20 protein-coding genes and 2 tRNA genes are annotated in these 24,615 nt (G+C 41.4%); 9 read left to right on the top strand and 13 right to left on the bottom strand.

What is annotated here, in order from left to right; genetic code table 11:
* Nucleotides 1–86: 86 nt before the first annotated feature.
* Nucleotides 87–172 (bottom strand) — tRNA-Leu (locus tag AC1XUD_RS15710).
* A gap of 55 nt (nucleotides 173–227) precedes the next feature.
* Nucleotides 228–300, bottom strand: a tRNA-Gly gene (locus AC1XUD_RS15705).
* Nucleotides 301–705: 405 nt separating this feature from the next.
* Between AC1XUD_RS15705 and AC1XUD_RS15700 the strand changes: the two genes are divergently transcribed.
* Together AC1XUD_RS15700 and AC1XUD_RS15695 are read left to right on the top strand one after the other, a co-directional pair.
* Nucleotides 706–1,776: a TerC/Alx family metal homeostasis membrane protein gene (locus tag AC1XUD_RS15700; RefSeq protein WP_483361974.1), complete on the top strand. Its 1,071-nt coding sequence runs from the start codon at nucleotides 706–708 to the stop codon at nucleotides 1,774–1,776.
* A 23-nt stretch (nucleotides 1,777–1,799) separates the two neighbouring features.
* The gene (locus tag AC1XUD_RS15695; protein ID WP_483361973.1) at nucleotides 1,800–5,771 is read left to right on the top strand and encodes an AAA domain-containing protein; all 3,972 of its coding nucleotides are present in this window, start codon (nucleotides 1,800–1,802) and stop codon (nucleotides 5,769–5,771) included.
* Nucleotides 5,772–5,865: 94 nt separating this feature from the next.
* Here AC1XUD_RS15695 and AC1XUD_RS15690 read toward each other — a convergent pair whose 3' ends face one another.
* Entirely contained in the window at nucleotides 5,866–6,573 is a 708-nt protein-coding gene (locus AC1XUD_RS15690) for a 3-keto-disaccharide hydrolase (protein WP_483361972.1), read from the bottom strand.
* A 110-nt stretch (nucleotides 6,574–6,683) separates the two neighbouring features.
* On the opposite strand from AC1XUD_RS15690, the gene AC1XUD_RS15685 reads away from it, so the two are divergent.
* Entirely contained in the window at nucleotides 6,684–7,073 is a 390-nt protein-coding gene (locus AC1XUD_RS15685; RefSeq protein ID WP_483361971.1) for an HIT family protein, read from the top strand.
* Between the two features lie 10 nt (nucleotides 7,074–7,083).
* Here the strand turns inward: AC1XUD_RS15685 and AC1XUD_RS15680 are convergent, their stop codons facing one another.
* On the bottom strand, nucleotides 7,084–8,493 hold the full coding sequence (locus AC1XUD_RS15680) for a capsule assembly Wzi family protein (protein WP_483361970.1): 1,410 nt from the start codon (nucleotides 8,491–8,493) through the stop codon (nucleotides 7,084–7,086).
* 1,093 nt (nucleotides 8,494–9,586) lie between these two features.
* On the opposite strand from AC1XUD_RS15680, the gene AC1XUD_RS15675 reads away from it, so the two are divergent.
* From AC1XUD_RS15675 to AC1XUD_RS15660, 4 genes are all read left to right on the top strand, one after another.
* Nucleotides 9,587–11,128, top strand: coding sequence for a sugar transferase (locus AC1XUD_RS15675; RefSeq protein ID WP_483361969.1), 1,542 nt, complete (start codon nucleotides 9,587–9,589; stop codon nucleotides 11,126–11,128).
* Between the two features lie 71 nt (nucleotides 11,129–11,199).
* Entirely contained in the window at nucleotides 11,200–12,288 is a 1,089-nt protein-coding gene (locus tag AC1XUD_RS15670) for a glycosyltransferase family 4 protein (RefSeq protein WP_483361968.1), read from the top strand.
* Between the two features lie 59 nt (nucleotides 12,289–12,347).
* A complete protein-coding gene (locus AC1XUD_RS15665; RefSeq protein ID WP_483361967.1) occupies nucleotides 12,348–13,529 on the top strand; it encodes a hypothetical protein in 1,182 nt (393 codons plus the stop codon).
* A 43-nt stretch (nucleotides 13,530–13,572) separates the two neighbouring features.
* Nucleotides 13,573–14,403, top strand: coding sequence for a glycosyltransferase (locus AC1XUD_RS15660; protein WP_483361966.1), 831 nt, complete (start codon nucleotides 13,573–13,575; stop codon nucleotides 14,401–14,403).
* Between the two features lie 6 nt (nucleotides 14,404–14,409).
* Here AC1XUD_RS15660 and AC1XUD_RS15655 read toward each other — a convergent pair whose 3' ends face one another.
* The 6 genes from AC1XUD_RS15655 to modA all read right to left on the bottom strand — a co-directional run bounded on the left by AC1XUD_RS15655 (nucleotide 14,410) and on the right by modA (nucleotide 19,470).
* Nucleotides 14,410–15,327 (bottom strand): glycosyltransferase family 2 protein, encoded by a 918-nt coding sequence (locus AC1XUD_RS15655; protein ID WP_483361965.1) that lies wholly within the window; start codon nucleotides 15,325–15,327, stop codon nucleotides 14,410–14,412.
* Between the two features lie 26 nt (nucleotides 15,328–15,353).
* Entirely contained in the window at nucleotides 15,354–16,157 is an 804-nt protein-coding gene (locus AC1XUD_RS15650; RefSeq protein ID WP_483361964.1) for a class I SAM-dependent methyltransferase, read from the bottom strand.
* A gap of 259 nt (nucleotides 16,158–16,416) precedes the next feature.
* Nucleotides 16,417–17,094 carry an SGNH/GDSL hydrolase family protein gene (locus AC1XUD_RS15645; RefSeq protein ID WP_483361963.1) on the bottom strand — a complete coding sequence of 226 codons (678 nt, stop codon included), beginning with the start codon at nucleotides 17,092–17,094 and terminating at the stop codon, nucleotides 16,417–16,419.
* A 59-nt stretch (nucleotides 17,095–17,153) separates the two neighbouring features.
* The gene (locus AC1XUD_RS15640) at nucleotides 17,154–18,056 is read right to left on the bottom strand and encodes a sulfate/molybdate ABC transporter ATP-binding protein (protein WP_483361962.1); all 903 of its coding nucleotides are present in this window, start codon (nucleotides 18,054–18,056) and stop codon (nucleotides 17,154–17,156) included.
* Nucleotides 18,040–18,711: a molybdate ABC transporter permease subunit gene (gene modB / locus AC1XUD_RS15635; protein ID WP_483361961.1), complete on the bottom strand. Its 672-nt coding sequence runs from the start codon at nucleotides 18,709–18,711 to the stop codon at nucleotides 18,040–18,042. Before modB ends, AC1XUD_RS15640 begins: the two co-directional genes overlap by 17 nt.
* A gap of 6 nt (nucleotides 18,712–18,717) precedes the next feature.
* On the bottom strand, nucleotides 18,718–19,470 hold the full coding sequence (gene modA, locus AC1XUD_RS15630) for a molybdate ABC transporter substrate-binding protein (RefSeq protein WP_483361960.1): 753 nt from the start codon (nucleotides 19,468–19,470) through the stop codon (nucleotides 18,718–18,720).
* A 320-nt stretch (nucleotides 19,471–19,790) separates the two neighbouring features.
* Here modA and AC1XUD_RS15625 point away from each other — a divergent pair, with 320 nt between their 5' ends.
* Together AC1XUD_RS15625 and AC1XUD_RS15620 are read left to right on the top strand one after the other, a co-directional pair.
* Entirely contained in the window at nucleotides 19,791–20,954 is a 1,164-nt protein-coding gene (locus AC1XUD_RS15625) for a pyridoxal phosphate-dependent aminotransferase (RefSeq protein WP_483361959.1), read from the top strand.
* A gap of 64 nt (nucleotides 20,955–21,018) precedes the next feature.
* Nucleotides 21,019–21,876, top strand: a complete 858-nt coding sequence (locus AC1XUD_RS15620; RefSeq protein WP_483361958.1) for a prephenate dehydrogenase — start codon at nucleotides 21,019–21,021, stop codon at nucleotides 21,874–21,876.
* A 109-nt stretch (nucleotides 21,877–21,985) separates the two neighbouring features.
* Here AC1XUD_RS15620 and AC1XUD_RS15615 read toward each other — a convergent pair whose 3' ends face one another.
* From AC1XUD_RS15615 to AC1XUD_RS15605, 3 genes are all read right to left on the bottom strand, one after another.
* Nucleotides 21,986–22,882, bottom strand: a complete 897-nt coding sequence (locus AC1XUD_RS15615) for a nucleotidyltransferase family protein (RefSeq protein WP_483361957.1) — start codon at nucleotides 22,880–22,882, stop codon at nucleotides 21,986–21,988.
* A 184-nt stretch (nucleotides 22,883–23,066) separates the two neighbouring features.
* Entirely contained in the window at nucleotides 23,067–23,393 is a 327-nt protein-coding gene (locus AC1XUD_RS15610; RefSeq protein WP_483361956.1) for a HesB/IscA family protein, read from the bottom strand.
* 248 nt (nucleotides 23,394–23,641) lie between these two features.
* Entirely contained in the window at nucleotides 23,642–24,580 is a 939-nt protein-coding gene (locus AC1XUD_RS15605) for a homoserine kinase (protein WP_483361955.1), read from the bottom strand.
* Nucleotides 24,581–24,615 lie beyond the last annotated feature (35 nt).

Here is a 24,615-nt window from a genome sequence, read left to right as displayed (position 1 = left end):
TATTCTATTCGGCAACCTATAGGTAAACTAAAGCATAAAAAAGCCCATGAATTTCCAATTCACAGGCTTTTATCCATTTTCACAAGTACCGGGGACGGGAATCGAACCCGTACGAGCGTTTCGGCTCACAGGATTTTAAGTCCTGCGTGTCTACCAGTTCCACCACCCCGGCGTCAGTTAAAACTGAGCTTAGAGAAAAAAAGCACCGTCTCCGGTGCTTTTTTCTGAGCGAAAGACGGGGTTCGAACCCGCGACCTCGACCTTGGCAAGGTCGCGCTCTACCAGCTGAGCTACTTTCGCATTAACCATTTCGTTTATGGTGGTGCAAATGTAGTATATCAATGTATCCAACGCAAGTATTTGACAGAAATATTTTACTAAAAAACACCAAAAAATCCCTAACTTTTTGGTTATCAAACAGATTAAATGAAGGATTTTTTTCGGTCGATCCTACTCCGATGCGCTTTTTTCAAAACTTTGTCCAGGGTCACTTTAAGATCTCGGCTTACTCTAATATTACGTTTTCCACATAAAGAGGTTTCACAAGGCGCAGCATGTTTCCCCAACCGTCTATACCAATTCCCTGACCAACTTCATTTTTTGATTACCTTTGCGACAATGCTGATCTGAAGATGCCGAAAAGTAATTTTTATCAGACTACTACTCATTTATTTAGACAATACAGACTCAAAGTATAATTATTCTATGTTTTCGAACGAGGTTCTTTTTTTTGGAGGTTTTCTTTTGACTATCAGTGTCATGCTACTGCTAGACCTTGGCGTGTTTAGCAAAAAGGACCATGTCGTAAAATTCGGTGAAGCTGCGGCATGGACAGTCGCATGGATATCCCTTGCGCTCGTGTTTTACGTGGTGATTAATACCCACGGAGATTTGGTTCATGGAATGAATAACTATGAAGATTTGGAGCGGGTAAAAAATAACTACGCACCGCATCTTAAGCTTGTTCCAGGCAACTTTGAAGCCAGTATCGAGATTTATCGGAGAAATATGTCTCTTGAATTTATAACAGGCTATCTGCTGGAATATGCGCTATCGATCGACAACATATTCGTAATCATACTGATATTCTCCTCCTTTGGAGTAAAACCAAAGTATTTCAAGAAAGTGCTTTTTTGGGGGGTGTTGGGAGCAATCATCATGAGATTCCTATTTATCTTCCTTGGATCCGCATTAATGCAACGTTTCGAATGGATCATATATCTTTTCGGTCTTCTACTGATATATCAGGGTGGAAAAATCTTTTTCGAAAAAGAGGGAGATGAGAAAATGGATCCGGCCAAACATCCGGTGGTTAGATTCACAGCTAAATATTTCCCGATTTTCCCAAGATATGTCAAAGAACATTTTTGGGTTGTAAAGAAAGGTAAGTGGATGATGACGCCTCTTTTCGTGGTAGTTTTAATCATCGAATTTACCGACGTAATTTTCGCAGTTGACTCTGTTCCAGCGGTTTTTTCAGTAACAAAGGATCCATATGTCGTGTTCTTTTCAAACATATTCGCAATCATGGGATTACGGTCGATGTTCTTTTTCCTTAGCAATATTATGGGATTGTTCCGTTTCCTTAAATATGGCCTCGGAGTGTTACTGGTATTCATCGGGGGAAAAATGCTAGCGCATCACCAACTGGAAGCAATGGGCTTCAAAACTGTTTATTCTCTTTATATCATTCTTGGCATCATAGCGGTAAGTATACTGGCGTCGCTCGTTTTCCCGGAAAAGAAAGAATTGGCGGAAGTCGCACCCAATAGTTAGGCTCCGCAACCGTTTTATTATCTATGAATCAAATTCTTAAAGTATTTATAAAACGACTCACGAATCTTAGCACCAGAAATAAGTCGCTATTGCTCACCAGCCTTCCTGGTGAGCAATTTTTGGATTTGATGGATACAGATTTCGTGCTGGGCTCACCTGCTTTCAAAATCATATCAGATCTGGTTGAGCGAAAAAACCGGATAGCACTATCAGATCTGCAGGACCCTCGATATGAAAAGGTCAATTTGCTGAGTAAAAAACTCCGGAAAATTGCGCGTACAGAAAGTTTTATTGAAGAAGAGAGAGGCTCCCGTGATTTGTACATTGGCTACCCTTTTATAAGGGGCAAATTTGCGGACGGCACACCTGTTCACGCGCCATTACTGTACTTCCCTGTCACACTGAGGGCCGAAAAGGAGCAATGGTGCCTATTCCCGAGGGAAGATTCAGAAATTGCCTTTAACCAGAGTTTTGCACTAGGGTATTCTCTTTTTAACGAAGTGAAGATGCCGGACGAAGTGCTGGAAAAGTCGTTCAGTGAATTCTCAACCGATATCCTCGAATTCCATACTCAGCTTTACGAATGGCTAAAAGAAACGCCTTTTCGTATTAACTTTAATAAGGAGCTCTTCGACAACAAGCTGGTTTATTTTGATCTTCAAAAAGTAGCTAATTTACGCCTTCTTGAGAAAAATGGTGAATTAAAATTATTCCCCGAAGCGGTTTTGGGCATATTCCCGCAAGCCGGATCTTACCTGGTTCCAGATTATAATTTCCTGTTGGATTGGAAAGAAGAGGAAGACGGGCCGATCAAATTACCTTTACTCGGTACTCATTTTTCGGACTTTGATTCTGAAGCCACGCCCAAACAGGAAGTCAAAGAGGAAGATACATTGACCCCTTTCTCCATTGACGAATCCCAGGAGCTGATCGTAAGTGAGGTAAAAAAAGGCAAATCTATTGTAGTGCAAGGACCTCCGGGAAGTGGCAAATCGCAATTGATATGCAATTTGGTAACCGACTTTATGGCGCGGGGGAAAACGGTTCTCGTCGTTTGCCAGAAAAGAGCTGCTCTTGATGTTGTCCACCATCGACTTAAAAGCATCGGTCTTGATCCCTTTATTGGTCTTATCCATGACTTCCGCAATGACCGAAATGCGCTTTACAAACAGCTGAAACAACAGATAGATCAGGTCGAAGGATATCGGCAGGAAAATTATTCGCTGGATGCTGTCTTCCTTGAACGTAAATTCATTCAGGAAAGCAGAAGTATCGACAAAATTGTCAAGGATTTGAACGAGTTCCGGAGTGCGCTGTTTGATACAGCGGAATGTGGTATTACTGTCAAAGAATTGTATTTGAGCAGTGATATCGACGCTTCAGGGCTCGACTTATCTTCTGCCTATCGCTCTTTCAGGTTTGATTCAACTTCAGACTTTGAAAGTAAGTTGAAAATGCTGCTCGAATGTCATCGGCATTTGGGAAAAGGACATTTATGGGAACACCGCAAGAGCTTCGCCAATTTCGGCTTGGGAGAATTGGATCGAATGGAACAAATGCTTGAAGACTGGCCATCCGCTTTTGACCAACAAAAACAGCGTCTTGAGAATTTGACTGGCACCGGATTTGTTCCTGAGTTGGTATCGCAGAAGCAGGCAATATTAGCCAAGCTCAATCATATTACCGAACTGATACAAACTCAGACTGATTATTCATTGCTCCGAAAATATTACGCCGAGGGTAACAATTCAACGCAAAGAGTGGACTATATTCAAAAAGTCCGTTCAGATATCACGCACCTTTATCGGGACCAGTCTGTAGAAATAAGCCTTCAAACGAAGGATCTCCCAAAATTCCAGGAGTTGCTGCAAAACGCCCTGATTACCAAGCAGTCGGCAGTGAAAGGTAAATTATGGGAATGGTTTAATGATGATTTCAAAACGATCAAGGCACTCACGGACACCAATAACCTTACCACCTCATATGAAGATTTATCAAAATTAAATACCAGAATCAAAAACAGACTGCAGATTGAGCAATGGATGAGAGATCCGCTACTCCATCTTGATGTTTATCTGAAAGAACATGATATCTGGAGTGAAGAAAGGGCTATTTATTTATTAAAAGCATGTGACGCAGCGGCGCTGGCAACAATCAATATCAGTTCCGCAAATTTAAATTCATTTTTCAGCCAACAGTTTAGGCAAAATGAGCATTTAGATGAGTTTAAATCTTTCTGTCAATCCTTTATCGCATGGATAACAACCTGGCAGAAAATGGAAAATGCGATGTCTCCGTTTTTGACGCCGTCTCAAATTTCAAAACTGATTTCCTCAGACGAACTATATAGTCTCAGCCTGCTAAAATCCCTGAAAAAAGACTTCGATGTAATTTGCGAGGCCGATCAGCTATACTCGGCTTTGGTGCAGGCGCAAAAGAACGTTGTAAATCAATTGATGGATTTTAGCCGTGAACACAAAATATCAGAACCAAATGAGCTTACTCGAATCTTCAACAATAGTCTTAAAATAGCTTGGATCCAGCATATTGAGGATAAATATCCGATTCTTCGCGCTGTTTCGTCGCTAAAAATGAAACAATGGGAAGATCAGCTTCAGGAATCGATTCTTTCCAGAGAACAGTTGAGTCGTGATATCGCTTCCATTCGTATCAGAGAATTCACTTATCAGGATATCGAGAAAAACAGACTTGGAAATCGTGTGACATATCGTGAGCTGGATCATCAGGTAAGTAAGAAAAGAAGGATATGGCCGATCAGAAAACTTTTGGAAAAATACTCTGAAGAAATATTTCCACTCGTGCCCTGCTGGCTGGCATCACCTGAATCAGTCTCGGCTATTTTCCCGATGGAGGCCGGCCTGTTCGATCTGGTGATTTTCGATGAATCATCTCAATGTTATGCTGAATTTGGCATACCCGCTTCATTTAGAGGCAAACAAGTCGTGATCGCCGGCGACAGTAAGCAGCTCGCGCCTTTCGAGCTATATCAAGTCAGATATGAAGAACAGCAAGAAGACGATGACTACACCCCCGCTACGGAGGTTAACTCTCTGCTCGACCTGGCTATGCAATCGCTGGGTCAGTTCCAGCTGACTGGTCACTATCGAAGCGTGTCACTTGATTTGATCGAATTTTCGAATAAGCATTTCTATAATAATACGCTCAGGTTAACCCCTGAATTTGGTACGGTCACTCAAAACGAACCCGGCATTGAATATGTCAAGACTGATGGAGTTTGGAAAAACAATATCAATCAAACGGAAATAGAGAAAGTGCAGGAGTTGTTGGAAATGCTAATTCCGACTGGCAAAAGTATTGGTATTGTGACTTTCAATTTCTACCAGCAACAAGCGATTCAGGATAAATTGGAACTCGCTGGGTTGATGAAAAACGATTTGTTTGTTAAAAACATTGAGAACGTTCAGGGAGATGAGAGAGACATCATAATTTTCTCGATGGGATATGCTGCGAATGAAAACAACAAGGTAGTCATGCAGTTTGGCAGCCTGAACGCCCAAGGAGGAGAAAACCGGTTAAACGTTGCTGTAACCCGTGCGCGAGAAAAGATCTACTTCGTTTCCAGTCTTTGGCCAGAGCAACTTAACACAGAACTGGCGGTAAACGAAGGTCCGAAATTATTAAAACAGTATATGCAATATGCCAAGACCGTCTCTGACGGACAATTTGTAGCCAATCCTTACAAGAATGTGAGTTCATACCGCTCCAATTCACTATTGAAAGATAAGCTGGCTCAAATGAATGTTCAGTTTGTTAAAGAACTTCCTTTTTCGGATATCACTATAAAAGAAGGAGAGGTATATAAGGGACTGGCACTTACAGACGACGATCTTTATGTAAAAAGTCATACGTCAAAAGAACCTCACGCTTACTTACCTCTCCTATTACGTCAGAAAAACTGGCCCTTCCAACGTTTTTTCAGTCGGAATTACTGGACCAAATCGATTGACATTTAAGTTAACTAATACATTTTGCCACTAGACCTAAGGCAGAGATTGGCTCACTGGACCAACCTCTGCCGTATGTCTTGGTTGCAATAATATTTTACTACTATAATTCTTTGATACGGATATTCTTGAAAGAAACCTTGTTGCCGTGATCCTGCAACGCAATTTTACCTTTTTGCGAAACTCCAAAACCTTCCCAGGTCTTGAATTTGCTGTTGGCTACCAGGGCATCCCATTCAGGTCCGGTAGCAGGGAAGGAAACAACTTTCTTGCCGTTTAACCAGCTTTCGCCTTTACCACCTTTGATGATTACTTTCGCTTTGTTCCATTCGCCAGCCGGTTTCACAGCACTGAAATCAGACGGCGGAAGCATATCATATAACGAAGCTGACTTGTGATTACCTGCTTTTCCCGCTTTCGCGTCGGGGTGATTAACATCATCTAAAATCTGAATCTCAGGACCGGTTGAGTATGGGCAGCAATATTTTTTGTCCTCTATTACGTGGTAAATGATACCGCTGTTCCCTCCTTCGCTGATCTTCCATTCCAGCTCAAGTTCGAAATCACCATATTCTTTGTCTGTCACCAGATCTTTGCCACCTTTTTCGGCTAGCACAATGGCTCCATCTTCAATTTTCCATTGAGGCAGCACTTCGGTAGTCTGCCAGCTATGCCATCCCGCAAGGCTTTTACCATCAAACAGACTCACCCATTTGCCTTTTTGAGCATTCGCGTCACTTCCTGAAATGTATAGGCAAAGCATCCCTGCAACTGCTATCTTACCTAATTTGCGCCAATTCGTTAAATTCATATTCTAATTGTTAAAAGTTTTGGAGCACAATATTAACTACTTTTAAGATTGAAAATACTGGCGTCAACGCCAAAGTTAACTTTGACAACAATATTTAATATTATTCCAAAATGGCTTCCATTTTTTCCAAAATCGTAAACGGAGAGATCCCTTGTCACAAAATAGCTGAAAACGACGACTTCCTAGCCTTTCTGGACGTATTCCCGATTGCCAAAGGGCATACACTCGTTATCCCGAAGAAGGAAATTGACTATATTTTTGACCTGGACGATGATCTCTATTCCCGGCTTTTCCTTTTCGCCAAAACCATTGCTCCCGCGTTAGACAAAACAGTACCCTGCCTCCGGATTGGTATCAGCGTGATTGGCCTGGAGGTACCACATGCCCACGTACATCTCATTCCTTTAAACTCAATGGCTGACGCAGACTTCACAACGAAAATTAAAATAAGCCAGGAAGAGCTTGCTTCTCTGGCTGGGGAGATACGGGGGAATTTATAATCGTATAACTTTAATAGATACCGAAGGTTTTTCGCAAAGCAAGTGAGAAACCCAAGGTGTTCTGATACAAAGTACCTTGATCGGCAGCGAATGAAGCCGCGAGAGAGGTGCCTCCACCCAGTACATTCAAATTAGTTTGAAGCGTCAATATGCCTGAAAACTGCCGAGCTGGCTTCGGAAATGGAACATCATAGGTTCCTATATTATCAGAGTAAGACATTTTGGTCATCCAGTTAAACCGCTGAAATAACGTCCCCTCTAAAGCAAAATGGAGAGCCATCACGCGATTGTCGCTCGTGTATTGATAAGTTGGCCATTTCCATTGTGTATCCGATGTTGGTGGAATAAATGGAGTTCCAATTGTCCTGTTATAATATGACCAACCGTCCATCACCTGCTGGTGGTTAAAGTAGTTATCCCGTCCAATTATTGTTAGTCTGTCCCAAACACCTCCCGACTGATTTTTGGTATACAAAAGTTCAAAGACAATATGATTTATTTCAAAATTCGCACCATAAGAAATATTCTTTTTAATACTCAACCCGTTTAACCCATCCGATATATTCTCAGCTCTGATCAGCCCGCCATCCTCATAAAAACTTTGCCTGTAAAAAAACCATGAATATTCATACCCCTGATACACTAGCCCTAAGTCAATACTTCCCAAATGATTTCCGATACGACTTTCGTATTCAAATTGATTCGGGTTATTTGGATATGCTTTTCCAGTAACGACATCTATATAACTCTTAAATCCTTTCGGCATCTGGCCGTTAATTGTGTTAAATGGAGACTTCCCTCCCCATTGGGCCTGATGATTAAACCCACCCAATAATTTAAGGCGGCTATTATTATTACCTATCTTGATATATAAGGCCTTCTGATGCAACTTGAGCTCGCTGGTGAAGGGTCTGCCGCTTTCGAAAAATCCATCTGAATAGAAGGCATTAAAACTCACCCATCCATTTGTAAAAGGTATAGGAATAAAACCGCGTGTACCAATCTGAATTTTTGGAAGGGGCATTGCATTTCCTGACCAGGAGTATGACCCACTAGACAGCGTGGAATCGGCCAACCCTATAAACTGTTTTTTTCTGCCGACATAAAGTTCCCAGTTTTTGTACCGAATCGAACCATATGCCTGAGGCAGTAGGAATTGTTGAGTCTTTCCGAGATTACCTGCAAATTCAAAACCACCTCCCGCACGAAGATTGCCATTTTTAGAGCCAGAGATATCCCACATCATTTCTCCTCCACCTCGAACTGACCCTGTTGAGCCCGTTACCGGAACAATACCATATTGATTCGCATGCATCCAAAATGGTGTTCTGTCAATAGTAGTTCCCATTCCGAAGAGTTCCGCATACACGTACGACGAATCGGGATAGAATACCTTTTCTGACACCCTACTTTGGGCCAAAGCGGGTTTTACGATAAATAGAACACAAAATACAACAACACTAAACCTTAATCTCATATAACTCAACATCTGCAGTAGTGGGAGGGCGTCCGGATTTTGCTCTATATTAGGAATAAATCCTAAAATAGTCATGTCCAATAGCACATTCACAATCCATTAATTAACGATTAAATTACTAAAGTCATATCAACACTCTTTCATACGCTATCCTGAGCGTATATTTCCTTAGACTGCGTAGCTGAAATTTCAAAACGGTTTTTCATAAGTGACACTCCCAGCTGGCGGCTTTACCAAGTTCACTAAGATCAGAAATCTCGACTTTGCGGCACACCAGCTTAAAGGTAACTGTATTCCTCATAAAATTCGAAGCCTCGTTGGTCTCTCTACACGCCCCGCAATGTCTCTAAGACAACGCTTCATCACTTTCGAAGGCTACTGTGAAATGTGTTGACAGAAATATCTTACCCTAGGGCAATTGATGATGGCCGATTTATGTACGATCTTAAATCTGTTTCATTTACTGGAGACGAAGCTTTCCCATATCAGTAACATTTTTTTTCATCAGACTATTAAATATTACAATACCACTATCCTCGTTAAATTCGTTCTCCAGATTGATGGGAAATTGCAATTGTTCAATATCTTGCATTAATTCGTTATACAATGTAATATTGCATAGTAATCGATTTTACCCTCACACAGGCAACTTATCCTCCCATATCTCTAAGCGCTTATCCTGGAAAGCAGCAAAAATCATTTTGCTTGACCCTATAATGATGTTTTAACCCTCCCCCCAAAATAATATTTAATAAAATTTCGCACAAACAGGTAACTAAATGCCAATTCTAACGTCCTTAGACCCCAGCTAAACATAAAAACTGCGGTTTTGTCGTCAAATCGTAATTTTGGGAGAAGATATAGTATCAATAATCTAGAGATCAATAATATTCCTTTATAAATAATACCGAAAAATAAACGACAACAAAACCAAAGATTTTAAATACCTGGCACAAATTTTGTTGGTAATTTTTGTAGAATTTATTTCTATTTCGTTATATTTGAAACAAGGGGTAATCTGTCATACGTAAAAAATATGCTATACAACTACACTAAAAAGTCTGAAAAAGTTGAAATTCCTGATGAAAGATCATTCATCCGGAGCTTGGAGTCAATTTTTAATTCAATCTTTAATCACCTATCATTAAAATCTTCATTAACGATCCCCAGTCGTCGCGGAGCAGTTTTCAGCCTGATGGCTTTGGATTGGATAGTAGCGATGTTGAGTTGGATCGTTTGTTACAGATACCGTTTCAATCTTCTTCATAAGGACTTTTTCTGGAATTTGCATTACCTGGGTTGGCATGATGTACTCATCGGACTTTATGCAATTCCAATTTTTTGGTGTGCTCTATATTACTTGTCCGGCACCTACTTTGATCTATACAGAAAATCAAGATACGACGAATCCAAGAGAACTCTACTTTCTTGTCTGATTGGCACGGTGGTGATTGCCGCATTTGCTTTTTCAAACGATTCTACTCATTTCGATTATTTCAGTAAATCTACATTTAGATACTTATTCTTCCACACAATTCTCACCCTCGTCGTAAGAAACATAGTTCTAACGATGGTTCACCGAAACATACTGAAAGGGCGCGTGGGATTTAATACGTTGATCATTGGGGGAAACGACAACGCAATTAATATTTATAAAAGGGTGATTTCTTCCAAAATGCCATATGGAAACATCTTCAAAGGATTTGTTTATTCCTCTCTTGAGAACTCCAATGGAATGAACCGGTATCTTCGGCAGCTTGGAAATATTGACGAACTGGAAAGTATTATTGACAAAAACGGCATAGAGGAGGTCATCGTTGCTGTGGATAGCGACGAGCATATGACACTAGAAAATATTCTTCTTCAACTAAGTTACCGGCCGGTTCTTATTAAAATTATCCCTGATTTATATGACATTATTTCGGGAACGGCAAAAATTCGAAATATATATGACGATACTTTGTTCATACAGCTAAACCCCGGATTATTACCAGATTGGCAAAAGGTCTGCAAAAGGGTCCTTGATATTGTTGGGGCCATATTTGCCCTCTCAGTCCTGTCTCCGGTGTATCTGTTTTCGTTGATAAAAGTATGGCTTTCGTCTCCTGGCCCCGTGGTTTATAGACAGCAGCGGATTGGTTTATATGGTCAGCCGTTCAATATCTACAAATTTAGATCAATGTATGTGAACGCAGAGTCTGGAGGGCCCTGCCTAGCCAGCGATGGAGACCCCAGGATAACCAAATGGGGGCTGTTCATGAGAAAACATCGAATAGACGAATTACCTCAGTTCTTTAACGTCTTAAAGGGAGATATGAGTCTCGTGGGTCCTCGTCCGGAAAGGCAGCATTTTATTGATATCATAACGAACAGAAATCCCGAATACAGATATCTTCACAAAGTCCGTCCTGGGATAACCTCGCTCGGAATGGTGAAATACGGCTATGCGGAGAATGTTAGCGAAATGACTGAAAGAATGAAGTTCGACTTACTCTATATTGAAAATTGCTCCTTAGCTTTGGATTTCAGGATTATCCTACATACCATCGTGACGGTTTTCATGGGGCACGGGAAATAGTATGATATATATGCTAATCGGAATGGCAAATAATTCTGTTTTAGCACAAAGTATGTGAATCATTTTGCAGGATGAATAGAAAGTTAGTCGTAGTACAACAATATCTCTCATGGAACGGTCATTATAGGCAATATTTCGAAAACCTGTTAGACCCCACCCACTATAACCTCTGTTCGTCCAACACCCCCGAAAACTATCCCAATGGATTCTGGATCAAATCAAACTTCGATCCAACCAAACCTCTGACAATCAAGCAGAAAATAAAGGGACGTTTCTTTGATTCGTTCAAAGTGTTTCGTCATTTGAGCCAATCAGATTATCAGATAGTTCATATACTTGAATTTGAACCATTATGCTATCTTCTTTTCGCTGGCAAGATCAATAGGAAATCAAAACTGATCATTACGATTCATTCCAGTGACAAGCACCACTATAAAAATTGGATGAACAGCCTTTTGTCTCGGACTCATAGATTTTTGCTGGATCACGCTCTCAAAAAGACTTTGAAAAATGGCGCAAAAATCGTCACCCATTATGAGGTGCATCGGAACGCGTTAATTGAAACATTGGGCGAGGAATTTGCAGAGCAGATCCAGGTGATAAATTATCCTGGCCCAACACCGGGCAATAGTGCTCCCAGACAACTAAAAAATCAGGATTCACCTCGATTTCTTATATATGGCCAAATTCGTGAAGACAAAGGAATTTATGAGTTTCTAGAAAATGACGCTACAAGCCAGTTGAATATTACTGTCGCGGGCAAGATTGTGGACCGTCGGATTTTCGAATTTCGCGGAAGAGAGAATCTAAATATAATTGACAAGTTTTTGACTGACCAGGAGATTAATGATCTCATAGACAGCCATGATTATATGCTCCTGCCTTACTCGCTGAACTACACCAACGGTGCTGGAACTTTTAAAGACAGCCTCAGCAAGGGAATGCCTGTGGTTTGTAGTGACATTCCCATTTTTCGCGAGATCGTTGATAAACATAGCGTTGGAGTTATATTTACAAAAGTGGAGGGTCTGGATAAGGTTTTAAAAAACATTGGCCCCGAGAAGTATATTACACTTTCTCGGAATTGTTTAACGTACGCGTCCACGTATAACTGGGGACATATGCGAGACAAGTATTTCGATATCTATCAATCCTATTAAGCTAATCTTGGTTAGCAGAATGATTCATCGTATAGATTATGGAGTTAATTCATCCAGTAATGACCTCTGATAAAACAGAGTATAGGTGGTATTTCATTTTATTGGTTAACATCTCCTTCACTATTCTTTGGGTTTTCACCGCAAAGAATGGATATATGCCTTTCACGCATTATTACATTCCTGATGCCGTTTATTACGAAGATCATGTGTTCAAGTCGATGGACAGGGGAATAGCTAACGGATTTACAAACATCAACTCGATATTGTATTCCATCGGCCCACAAGCCCTAACGTTGTACAACACATTGTTGATGCTTGGAAGTGTCTATTTGTGTAGTCTGTTTGCCATAATATCCCCAAAGGCAGTCTCTTGGGCAAGAGCAATTGTAATTTTCAACCCATATTTACTAATTTCAGTATTGGGTCCGAGCAAAGAATGTAACCTCACCTTTTTCTCTCTGTTGTCGATTTACTTTTTTGTCAAAAAGAAGTGGAGTTTGAAGATTTTAGGTTTGGCACCAGCTATAATCCTGATATTTATACGCCCCCAATTTGGGGCAATCTTGTTGCTGGCCTTTTTGCTAACACCTCTTCTCTCGCTATTTAAAAACACGATGCTTCTATGTACGCTGGTTTTAGTGAGCTATTTCGCGTTAAACGCGATACCAGCAATTAATACCTTGATTGCTGAGGCCCAAGGTGGAGATGAACTCCCATTCTTTAAAAGTTCATCTATTTACGAGCTTGCCGTCATTCTGCAGCTCATGTCTACTCATCCGTTGTTACAGATCCCCGCATTCATAGCAAAACTTTGTTTGGTTATGTTCACTCCCATAGCCCGCCCAAACTCAATCACCGCCAGCTACTTTCCTTTATTGGACTGGGCATACACATTTATGGCTAATGTCTTGTTCCCGCTTAATTTTGGATTTTTGATGTTTTTTTTCAATCCGTCGATGGTAAAGAGGCCCTTTATAAATCAAAGACTTCAATTCATTATTATATATGCTTTTGCCGGAGTACTGTCTGTAATTATAAGTCCTAACATTCAGTTTAGGTACCTATTTCCATACGCGCCGTTCCTCGCGGCATGCTTCACCCTCCATTCTGTCAAAATGCGAAATAACATTTTTCGTATATCCTTCTTTTTTATGATAACATGCTTTATCGTTACGGCAATTTTTCTGCCCAAAGAGTGGGAATTAGACAATACTGTTCCGTTTTTTTTGTCATGGCTCTGAGGTAAATGCCCTGAAGTGACCATTTATTTTACACCCAAACTGAATGTTATTTTCACCACCATTTTCAGTACTAATTTCAACCTATAAGAACGACTCACCTGAGTTTTTACACACTTCTCTTGGCAGTCTGTTTGAACAAACTCTTCGTCCTGCAGAAGTTGTCTTGGTCGTTGATGGTCCTATATTAAGAGAACTACAAGCGATTATAGATGATTTCAAGAAAAAATATCCCGATGTTCTGCAGGTTTATCCTTTAGAATCTAATATTGGTTTAGGGCCCGCGTTAAATTACGGGTTGAAAAAATGCAGAAATGAATACGTCGCCCGAATGGATTCCGATGATATTTCATTTCCAGAGAGGTTCGCTAAGCAGATTGGCCACCTGGCCAACAATCCCTCCATTGATGTCTTAGGAGCAAATGTTGAAGAATTCAGTAAAATACCAGGAGACTTAAGGCGGATAAACAGCGCACCAAATCAAAATAATGTTTATAGTTATTCGAGGTGGCGAAATCCTATGAACCACCCTTCTATAGTATTCAAGAAAAGTGCTGTTCTCGCAGCCAACTCATATGAAGATGTACCATTTTTCGAAGATTATTATCTCTGGATAAATCTTTTAAAAAAAGGATACAAAATTGACAATCTCCCAGAAGTGCTACTATATTTCCGAAACGATGAGGAAACCATTAGTCGACGACTCGGTTTTTCGTATATCAAACACGAACTTAATTTTCTGAGATTAGCGTATCGCAACAGATACCTGGAACTCCCCTACATCATAGCTGCGCTGATGATTCGAATTCCTTTACGTCTGCTCCCACGGAAACTATTAAGCACGTTTTATCACTATTTTCTTAGAAAGAAAATATAAGATAGACTAAATGAAGAGTGATGCGTGACTCAGGATATTATAAAATTGATAGTGAATATGCATTCTAAGCATGAAGTACGGTAATTTCATCTCAAATGGTCTTCCTAATATCTCCTCGAACTGACCTTTGGATCTAATTCCATACCTCTTCAATATTCCCATTAAAAAGACACGAGTTAAAAACTTATGACTTTTGTAGAGGTTATACTTGTTGGCTATATAATCAAATTCCTTAATTACAACAGATATATTGACGGCGTTGTTTGTTACCTGGGTCTCCGAGCCGGCTGTTATGTTCAGGAGGTATTCATTTATATGAACAACTCGCTTTGACAGATTTGAAATAAACTCAAAATAAAAAAGAACATCTACAAACCAAAAGGTTCTTACGTCAAATTGAGGATTGAAACCTGAAGGCCTTTTATAAAAAGTGACGCTGGGTGCACCAACAAAATTTACGAGAATTACTTTATAGGGATTCGATATTAGATTTTGGGCTTGTCTTCTATATATCTTATGCTTCCTTGTGCGGTTTGGAAAATGATCAATGCAATTGGAATACACGAAATCCGCATTAGTTGATGTGGCAGTGTTCACAAATTTTGCCAATGCATCTTTGGTTGCGAACCAGTCATCATGGTTCATTATCTTGATGTATTCGCCTTTCGCGAGCCTAGTGGACTCATTCCAGTTCGCGGGAGAACCAAGTCTCACTTCGTTTTTCTGATAAAAAATCCGGGAGTCCTCGAATTCTGTTCTTATTAATGTCTCAATTACATTATCCGGGCTGTCGTCGGTAATAATGACCTCGAAGTTACTGTAGCTCTGATTTAATACAGAAATCAAACACCGTCTTATCAGTTCTGGGTACTTGTAACATGGTATACAGATTGATACAAAAGGCCGATCTTTTTCTAACGCCATTTCACAGGTTTAATGGTGTGGTCAACTTATACTTTACTCAAAACAAAAATACCACAACCGTAGGTGCATCCATAGTTCTGAGCTATTCGCATATCATCAAGAGGCTGATCCTTATGAAGCACTTTTAGATCATCCATATATGAAAAAGAGACGATCTTAAATCTGTCTTTAAATACCACATCGATTAGATACCTGACACTAAAAACTCTGTGCGCATTGAACTCTATCCTTTGCGGCCCGATTGGCGTAGAAAAATAAAATACTCCGTTTTCACGTAGAATATTATAGATGTTGTCGAACGCGGCCAAATGCCCGTTTAGGTTGATAGGATCACCGTATCGGCCCAAACCAAAGTGTTCAATTGCATGCAAAGACGAAACTGAATCATACTGATTATACAGGTCAGGAGCTGGCCTCATCATATCCGACTGTCGGAAATTGATATTGTGGACATTACTTTTGATATCTCTAATATCTACTACGTCCAGTTGCCTGAACGTAGCAACATGTGCAACGAAGCCATCTGTTCTTGATCCGATATCCAAATGAGCCCCCGCGCTTCTCTGAAAGAAAAGCTGTGCTACATACAAGTCCTGTTGAAAATACAAACTGCTCATATCGCCACCTTCCTCGTACTTGTCGCCGAGACAAGGTGAAATTATAATTTTTCGGAAGTCCGGATTATCTTTTCGAAGCCGGTAAATTTTGAAAATGTCAGAGATATAACCAGGAATCCCACGAAAGGAGTTTATTAGCTTAAGAGGATTGATTCCAAAAGCAATAATAGTGCGTGCTAGAATTAATAAGAAAGGATTTGTAATTGGTTTCATTCAGTCGAGCCTATTTGCTAAAAAATCTGGTTTAATATTGACATATAAAAAGTCAAATAACAAGAAAACTACGAGAATATCTTGTCACTTGACTCTCCTTATGACTACCATTTTGAGAATAAGTAATGCCTAATCACCAGATGACGGCACTTTTACCTTGAGTTACGAAATTGAATTCCAATCCTTTCTTCGATCAAAGGTTCTGAATCAGAGAGCCTTACGCCTCATTCTAATATAAATTATGTCTGTAAAAAAAATACTATTTCTTCAACAACGCCCCCACCATCTCATCTGCCAGAAATTTGTTACCGGCGTCCGTTAGGTGAACACGGTCGGAAGTCAGTATGCCTTTTTCTTTGTTTTCAGGATTGTTAGCTGTCAGATAGGTTTGGAAGTCTTTTCTTAAATCCAATAATTGTAGATTATTTTTAACTGCAATATCCCGGATGAGTTTCGAGTATTGATTCAAGTCTCCGTCCTGTTGGTTAGAATTATCATTGCGCTCGCCGATCACTGTTGGCGTGCATACTATTACACGAACATTCTGTGCTTTTAGCTTTTTGATAATTGCCTCATAAAATTTAACATACTTATCAGGATCCGTGCCAGTTCCTGACGAGGCTTTGTGCCATACATCGTTGATACCCACATATATAAACACAACATCCGGCGACTTTGACAATACGTCATCTTCCAGTCTCAGATACAGATCATATACTTTATTGCCGCCGATTCCGGCACCAATTAACTCATAATCCGCCGCTTTACCTTGTGATTTAAGTATTTCACCGGCTTGGGTAATATATCCTGTTGGTCCAACGCCAGCCTGGGTTATAGAATCGCCGAAGAAAATCACGCGTATTGGTTTGTCCATACGCATCGCCAGAAGCGGTAATGATATAAGGGCAATTTGTAAAAGTTTAAAAGCACTGCGCATAATAAATGATAGGTTAGTTTTAAAGAAAAGCGTGTCAGCTTGCAAAATTACCTGCACATCTACGCTTTGAATTTTACCAGTTCTATCCGCCGAAAATCATTTAATAATGAATTTACAGGAATGCCAATCTTGTCCCCCACCTTTAAATCTTGGATCCGGTCTCGACCCAGGGATACCGACACAATTTTATGTTGCAGGAGAAGCGACACAGACACATGGTCAGGAAACAGCTTCATCGCCAACACTTCCGCGTAAAGCACATTTCCGTCCTCGGAATTATCTGAAAGAAATACCTCAGATGGTGTACCAATTTTCACAATTTTCCCTTCTTCCATGATAGCCACTTGGGAAGCTAACTGAAATATGTCGCCAATCTGGTGAGTTACAATGAGCATTGTAAAGCCATATTCCCGATGAAAATCCAGCAACAAATCCTGTACTTTTTGTCGAAAACCGCTATCAAGGGCCGACATCGGTTCGTCCAACAATAAAAGTTGAGGTCGGGAAGCTATTGCACGAATGATGGCCACTCGCTGTTGCTGTCCGCCTGACAATTGATATGGTTTTCTTTCTCCAAAGGCTGATAATTCTGACCGCTCCAAAAGTTCATCGGCCAGCTTTTCGCGCTCGCCTTTCCGTAAAGCATATATCAGATTTTGACGGACCGTAAAGTTTGGAAAAAGTGCATAATCCTGAAAGACAAAACCCACTTTCCGTTCCTGAACGGGTATATTGACCAGACTTTGAGTATTCAGCCAAACTTCGCTTCCGAATTTAATCTCTCCAAAATCAGGTTTGCTCAACCCTGCAACCAGTTTCAAAAACGTAGTTTTTCCAGCACCGGATGGACCAGTCAACGCGAATATCGATCCTTTTTCGATATCGATATTGATATCCATCGCCACTTTTCCCGTGGCTGCGTGGATGATGTGCCGGATATTTATATCAATTTGTTCTGACACGTAACAGGCGGTTGTTAACGGAATATACCAAAAGCAAAATTCCGAATGTGATCAGAAATAAAATAAGTGCATATTGATTCGCCAGTGAATAGTTCAAGGCCTCCACTTCATCATATATAGCCACTGAAGCCACTTTTGTGACACCGGGTATATTCCCCCCAATCATTAACACCACCCCGAACTCTCCCACTGTGTGGGCAAAAGTCAGTACAAAAGCTGTGAGAATGGCCGGTTTACAATTAGGGATCAATATCCGGGTAAAGGTCTCGAATTCAGTCTTACCCAGAGTATAGGAAGCTTCTCGCAGCGAATGAGGAAGCGCCTGCAATCCGGCCCGAATTGGATAAACCATAAAGGGCAGGCTATATATGACTGAGGCAATAACGAGCCCGGTAAAAGAAAAAACTAACCGCAAACCCAACAATTTTTCCACCCAGCTACCAAACCAGTAAGACGGACTAAAAGCCAGCAACAGATAAAACCCGATCACCGACGGGGGCAATACCAACGGCATTCCGATAACAGCCTCCACCATCCCGCGGCCTTTAAACTTCCCGAAGGTAAGCCAATAAGCGATCGGCAAACCCACGAAAAGCAGTATCGTCGACGTGATGCCAGCCAATTTGAACGTCAGCAAAAGTGGTTGCCAATCCATCAGAACTTATTTATATCCATATTTTTTAAAAATCGCCTTTGCTTCGGAAGAATATAAAAACTCATAGAATTGCTCACTCCCCTCCTTTTTAGGTGACGCTTCACTGTGTTTTAATAAAATTGCAGCCTGTTTGATGGGTTCATACAAAGTAGAGTCGACCGTTACATAAGCTCCTTTACCTTTCATTTCTGGTGACAACACGATGGACAAAGCATTAAAACCTGCTTCCACAGAACCTGATGTGATATACTGAGCCGTTTGCGCAATGCTTTCTCCATATACTAATTTACTTTTCACGTCAGCGAGTATATTCAATTTCTGCATCGCCTGTTCTGCCGCTACTCCATATGGTGCGTTTTGAGGATTCGGAATGGCTATTTTCTTCACACTATTTTCTTTCAATATATCAAAAGACAATTTTTCAGGGGTCAAATTTTTACTCCACAAAACGAGCGAACCCAGGGCATATACCTTTGGTTCTCCTGCCGCCCCGCCATTTTTATATATTTCAGTTGGGTATTTGGTATCCGCCGACACGAAAACATCGAATGGTGCGCCTTCTCTGATCTGAGCAGTAAGTTTGCCGGAAGAACCCACAACGATCTTTACTTTCTTGCCGTATTTCGTTTCAAAGGCAGTTTTGATGTCCTTCATGACAAACTGCACATTGGCCGCCGTCGCGATAATAAGATCATCCGAAGGTTTGGAACAACTGCCGGTTATGATAAGCAGCGCTAGAAAGATTGCTTTGATTTTCATTTCGCTAAGATACCTATTTGATTATATCCATTTACTTAAAAAGTACATTCTGACACGACAAACTTCTGTTTTAAACCATTTTGTATTCGTCTCTTGCTTTTAATTGTAGTAAATTGCGACCCGTTTTTAAAGGCCGGAACGAGTGTGTCGGAGACAGGTCGATTTGGGGTTTTGCATTGAATCTTTGTGATATCATGGATGATAAGGTCAGGTTTCGTCAAGAATGGTCGGGACAGCAATTCATGCAGGTATAAAATCGGTAAAATTTCCCAAAAACCAGTTTAGATGAACTCACAGGCTAGTTAATTTTTAAAATTTTTATGATAATAGAAACAGCGTTACGTACGCGCCAAACTTCCGAATACTACTTTTCGGTAAAACTGGCAGAAGTACGCAAACTCATTGCAGAAGGTCATGACGTGATCAATCTGGGAATTGGAAATCCCGATATGATGCCTTCCGAACAAACGCTTCAGGCGTTGTCGACGGCAGCTTTCAAACCACAGGCGCATGGTTATCAGCCTTACGTGGGAACTCCTTCATTTCGTAATGCAATTGCCAATTTCTATTATCAAACTTATGGTGTAACACTCGACCCCAATTCCGAAATTTTGCCGCTTTTAGGCTCAAAAGAAGGAATAACACATATATCTCTCACTTTCCTGGATCCTGGCGACGAAGTCCTGGTTCCGGAACTGGGGTATCCCGCCTATCGCGCTGTAAGCCAAATGGTGGGCGCTGTCGTGAAGGAATATCCTTTAAGAGAAGAGTGTGGCTGGCAACCTGACTGGGAAGCGATGGCCGGACTGATTTCAGAAAAAACCAAAATCATGTGGCTCAATTATCCGCATATGCCAACGGGTGCACCGGCCACTTTCGAATTATTTGAACAAGCCGTTGCTTTTGCTAAAAAGCACAAGATATTGTTGTGTCACGACAACCCATATAGTCTGGTTTTAAATAAACAAAAACCACTGAGCCTACTCTCTGTTCCTGGTGCCAAGGAGGTAGCTCTTGAACTGAACTCGATGAGCAAGTCTCACAACATGGCTGGATGGCGATTGGGATGGGTATCCGGTGCAAAACCGTATATCGATGCCATTCTGACGATTAAGAGCAATGTCGATTCCGGCATGTTCTGGGCCATGCAGGAGGCTGCTTCCGAAGCTTTGAAAAATAGCCAGGAATGGCACGACGAGCGGAACGCGGTATATCAAGGCAGACTTGAGGCATCCGAGGCATTTCTGAAAACCGTCGGATGCACCTGGGACAGCACGCAGGAAGGTATGTTCCTCTGGGGCAAACTCCCCGATTCAGTAGAATCTGCCGAGCAGCTTGTCAATAATTTATTAATTGAAAAACATGTTTTCATAGCACCAGGCTTCATATTCGGCCCAAAGGGACAGCGATATATTCGTTTATCGTTGTGCATGCCAAAAGAACGTATTTGGGAGGCGGTGGAAAGGCTGAAGGAAAACGGTTAAAAGGATAAAGGTCAAGGTTAAAAAACTAAAAGCTAAAAAGCTAACAGCTAACAGCTCCGTAGACATGATAATAAGCATTATTGGTATTGGCTTGCTTGGTGGCTCTTTTGCGCTGAGTTTGAAAGAAAAATACCCCCATATCAAATTCGTAGGCGTTGACAATTCGCTTGTCAACCAGAAAATTGCTCTTGCGAAAGGTATTGTTGACGAGATCGTTACGCTGGATGAAGCGCTTCGGATTTCAGAACTGAACGTATTGGCCACTCCGGTTGACGCGATCGTAAAGCTCTTACCGGAAATACTGGACAAACTGCCCGAAGGGAGAACGCTCGTGGATTTGGGCTCTACTAAAGAATTGATTTGTCAACTGGCGGATCAACATCCAAAAAGAGCTCAATTCGTAGCTGCACACCCAATGGCTGGTACGGAAAATTCGGGCCCTGGCGCTGCATTTAAGGAATTATTGCCTGGTAAGAATGTGATCATCTGTGCGAAGGAAAAAAGTGCTCCGGATGCGGTAGCGCTTGTGGAGACTTTTTTACGGGATATCGGTATGAAAATCCATTATATGAACCCGGTTGAGCATGATCTGCATCTTGCATATGTCTCGCATTTGAGCCATGTCAGTTCTTTTGCACTTGGTTTGACGGTATTGGAAAAAGAAAAAGATGAACGCGCAATTTTCGATATGGCCAGCACAGGCTTTTCCTCGACTGTCCGTTTGGCCAAAAGCTCACCACAAATGTGGGCACCAATTTTTGACCAAAACAAAACCAATGTCTCGAAGGCACTGGGTGACTATATTGAGCTTTTGAAGAAATTCAAAGATGCAATCGACGAAAAGGATATCGACACCAGCCTTGGCTTTATGAGTAAAGCCAATGAAATCGGTCGGATATTGGCGGGGATTGAGAAAAAGTGAGGCGGAGGTCGGCGGATAACAGCAAAATTGGCCGGGGAGAATTATCTTCCCGGCCAATTTTGCTGTTATCCGCTTTTAAAACTAAAAGCTAACCCCTAAAAGCTGACAGCTACCAAAGGCTTGCAGGATACTCTCCAGATTCATGCAACGCGGACAGGGCAACCTGAACTTTTGGCTTGTCGTCTGGATAAGTAACGCCGAACCAGTCAGATGAGCTGCGGAAAACGCGACAGTCTCCCATGCCTGCTTTGATGATGTGGGTCATTACGGTTGGTATGTAGAACTCCGCTTTTGGTGTATCTATATTAGCTCTTGCGTAAGTTTCAAACAGATCACGGGTGACTGGGAACATCGACGGTTTAAAACCCCAGAAATTCATAGAAACCGGCGTTTCGGGTTCCAATTCTGTTAATTCACCTTCCTCCTCAAAATATATTTTCCCGTCTTTTTCATAAATCTTGGTACGCTCCACCACCGAACTGAGGTTATGGTCAGGCCTTTCAACACATATACCTCTTGATACGGTCCCGTTTTCCGAAAGGGTCCTTTTCAGCTCATACCCTATCATCGCATGCTGCTTGTCGTTGGTATCGTTTTGTAAAAACTCTGACATGGTCGCAAATGCATCCCGGCCATAGAAATCATCGGCATTTATTACCGCAAAAGGGGTATTTGTTTGTTCCCAGGCGCATAAAGTTGCATGACCAGTCCCCCAGGGCTTCACACGGTCCACTTTACCCAAGTCAGCAGGAACATAGGATTGAACACCCTGAATGGCAAAATCGAAATCTATCTTTCCTTTTAGTTTTGGAGCAAAAATAGCTTCTGCGGCTTCCTTTATTTCGTCCCTCACGATGAACACAACCTTACCGAATCCACTTCGGATGGCGTCATATAGTGAATAATCTATGATCGTTTCTCCATTGGGGCCAAATTGATCCAATTGTTTGATCCCGCCGTAGCGACTGCCAATCCCGGCAGCCAAAATTAAGAGTGTAGGTTTCATTTAAGTAAAGTAAATGTAATTCAAAACTATATCCTTTTTGGCTAGATCTGACATTAGGACAATTTCGACCTCGATCAGGATATCCGGAGGATATGACGGCAAAATAACTTCATTCAGCCCTATAAACGAAACGCGCCATGAAATTCACGGCGCGTTTCGATAAATAAATATTTTTAAGAATGTCTTAAACGGCAAAACTTTCGCCACAACCGCAGGTGCGGGTCGCGTTTGGATTGATAAATTGGAATCCTTTACCGTTCAAACCATCAGAGAATTCAAGCGTAGTGCCTGCAAGATATAAAAGACTCTTTTTGTCGACGATGATTTTCACACCTTTATCTTCAAAAACCATATCATTCGGCTTGCTATCTGAATTAAATTCTAAATTATAGCTAAGTCCCGAACATCCGCCTCCAACTACACCAACCCTTATTTGATAGTCATCAATATGACCTTCTGCCTTGCGGAGTTCTATTATTTTATCTTTTGCGGTTTCACTTACAGTTACCATAATTTCAATATTTAATATTCGGCAATTTGTTAACAACCGTTTCAGTCAAGAAAGTTCAGAAAATTCGCGCTCTGTTTAGTTTGTTTTACCACGGAGTTCACGGAGTCGTCCACCGAGTAACACGGTGTTCCGAATACAAAGCTTTATTTCATTCTTTAATTATTCATCAATAACTCTGCGTAACTCGGTGCAATACTCCGTAAACTCCGTGGTTAACTGTACTAACCAAGATCAAAATTCGTCTTCAATCAGTGACTTTCGAGAATCGTCGCTCCACCTTTGTTTATGCTCGAAATATGCATAGTAGCTTCAATCGAACCCTCTGCAAATTTCGTCACCATCATTTTTCCTACTTTTTCAGCAGTTTCAACTCCCCTGCTCAAAGCAAACATCGACGGTCCTGCTCCTGATATACTGCAACCCAAAGCACCAGAATCGAGCGCCGCTTTTTTTACTTCGTTAAATTCAGGAATCAATATAGAGCGAACCGGCTCAATGATCACATCCACCATCGAACGACTAATTAAGCTATAATCTGCCTGCATTAATCCGGCGACCAACCCTGCCACATTTCCCATTTGCGTGATCGTCTGCTTCAATGTCACCTCATTTCTGAGGATATATCGGGCGTCCTTTGTATTGATCTCAATATCAGGATGGACCAGTGTACAATACAAATCTTCAGGCACCGGAATCGAGAAAATATCGAGCGGCTGATAGCTCCTGATCACCACGAAACCACCTAATAATGATGGCCCGACGTTATCAGCATGAGCAGATCCGGAAGCGATACGCTCGCCTTCCATCGCAAAAGGCAGCAATTCCTTACGCGACAATGGATTTCCCAAGAGTTCGTTCAAAGCGACAACGCCGGCTACCGAACTGGCTGCACTCGAACCCATCCCGCTTCCCAATGGCATTTCTTTATGCAAAATCACCTCGCATCCAAAATCTTCTATACCCAGATGCTTAAGCAAATGCAGCATTACCACGGTTACCGCGTTTTTTTCGGCTGCACGCGGAAGACGCCCTCCGTCACCGGTTATATCCGTAATAACAATTCCGGGTTCGTCGCGGCCACGTATTTCAACAGTATCTCCCGGTTCTGCAATGGCAAAACCGAATATATCAAATCCACAGGCAACATTCGCCACTGTGGCTGGTGCAAAAGCTTTTACGTAATTCACTTTAAATTATAACATCCAATGAAAGAATAACTTAC

This window comes from Dyadobacter sp. HNCC25DJ184, from assembly GCF_056895215.1.
This window is presented reverse-complemented; position numbering and strand designations above follow the sequence as displayed.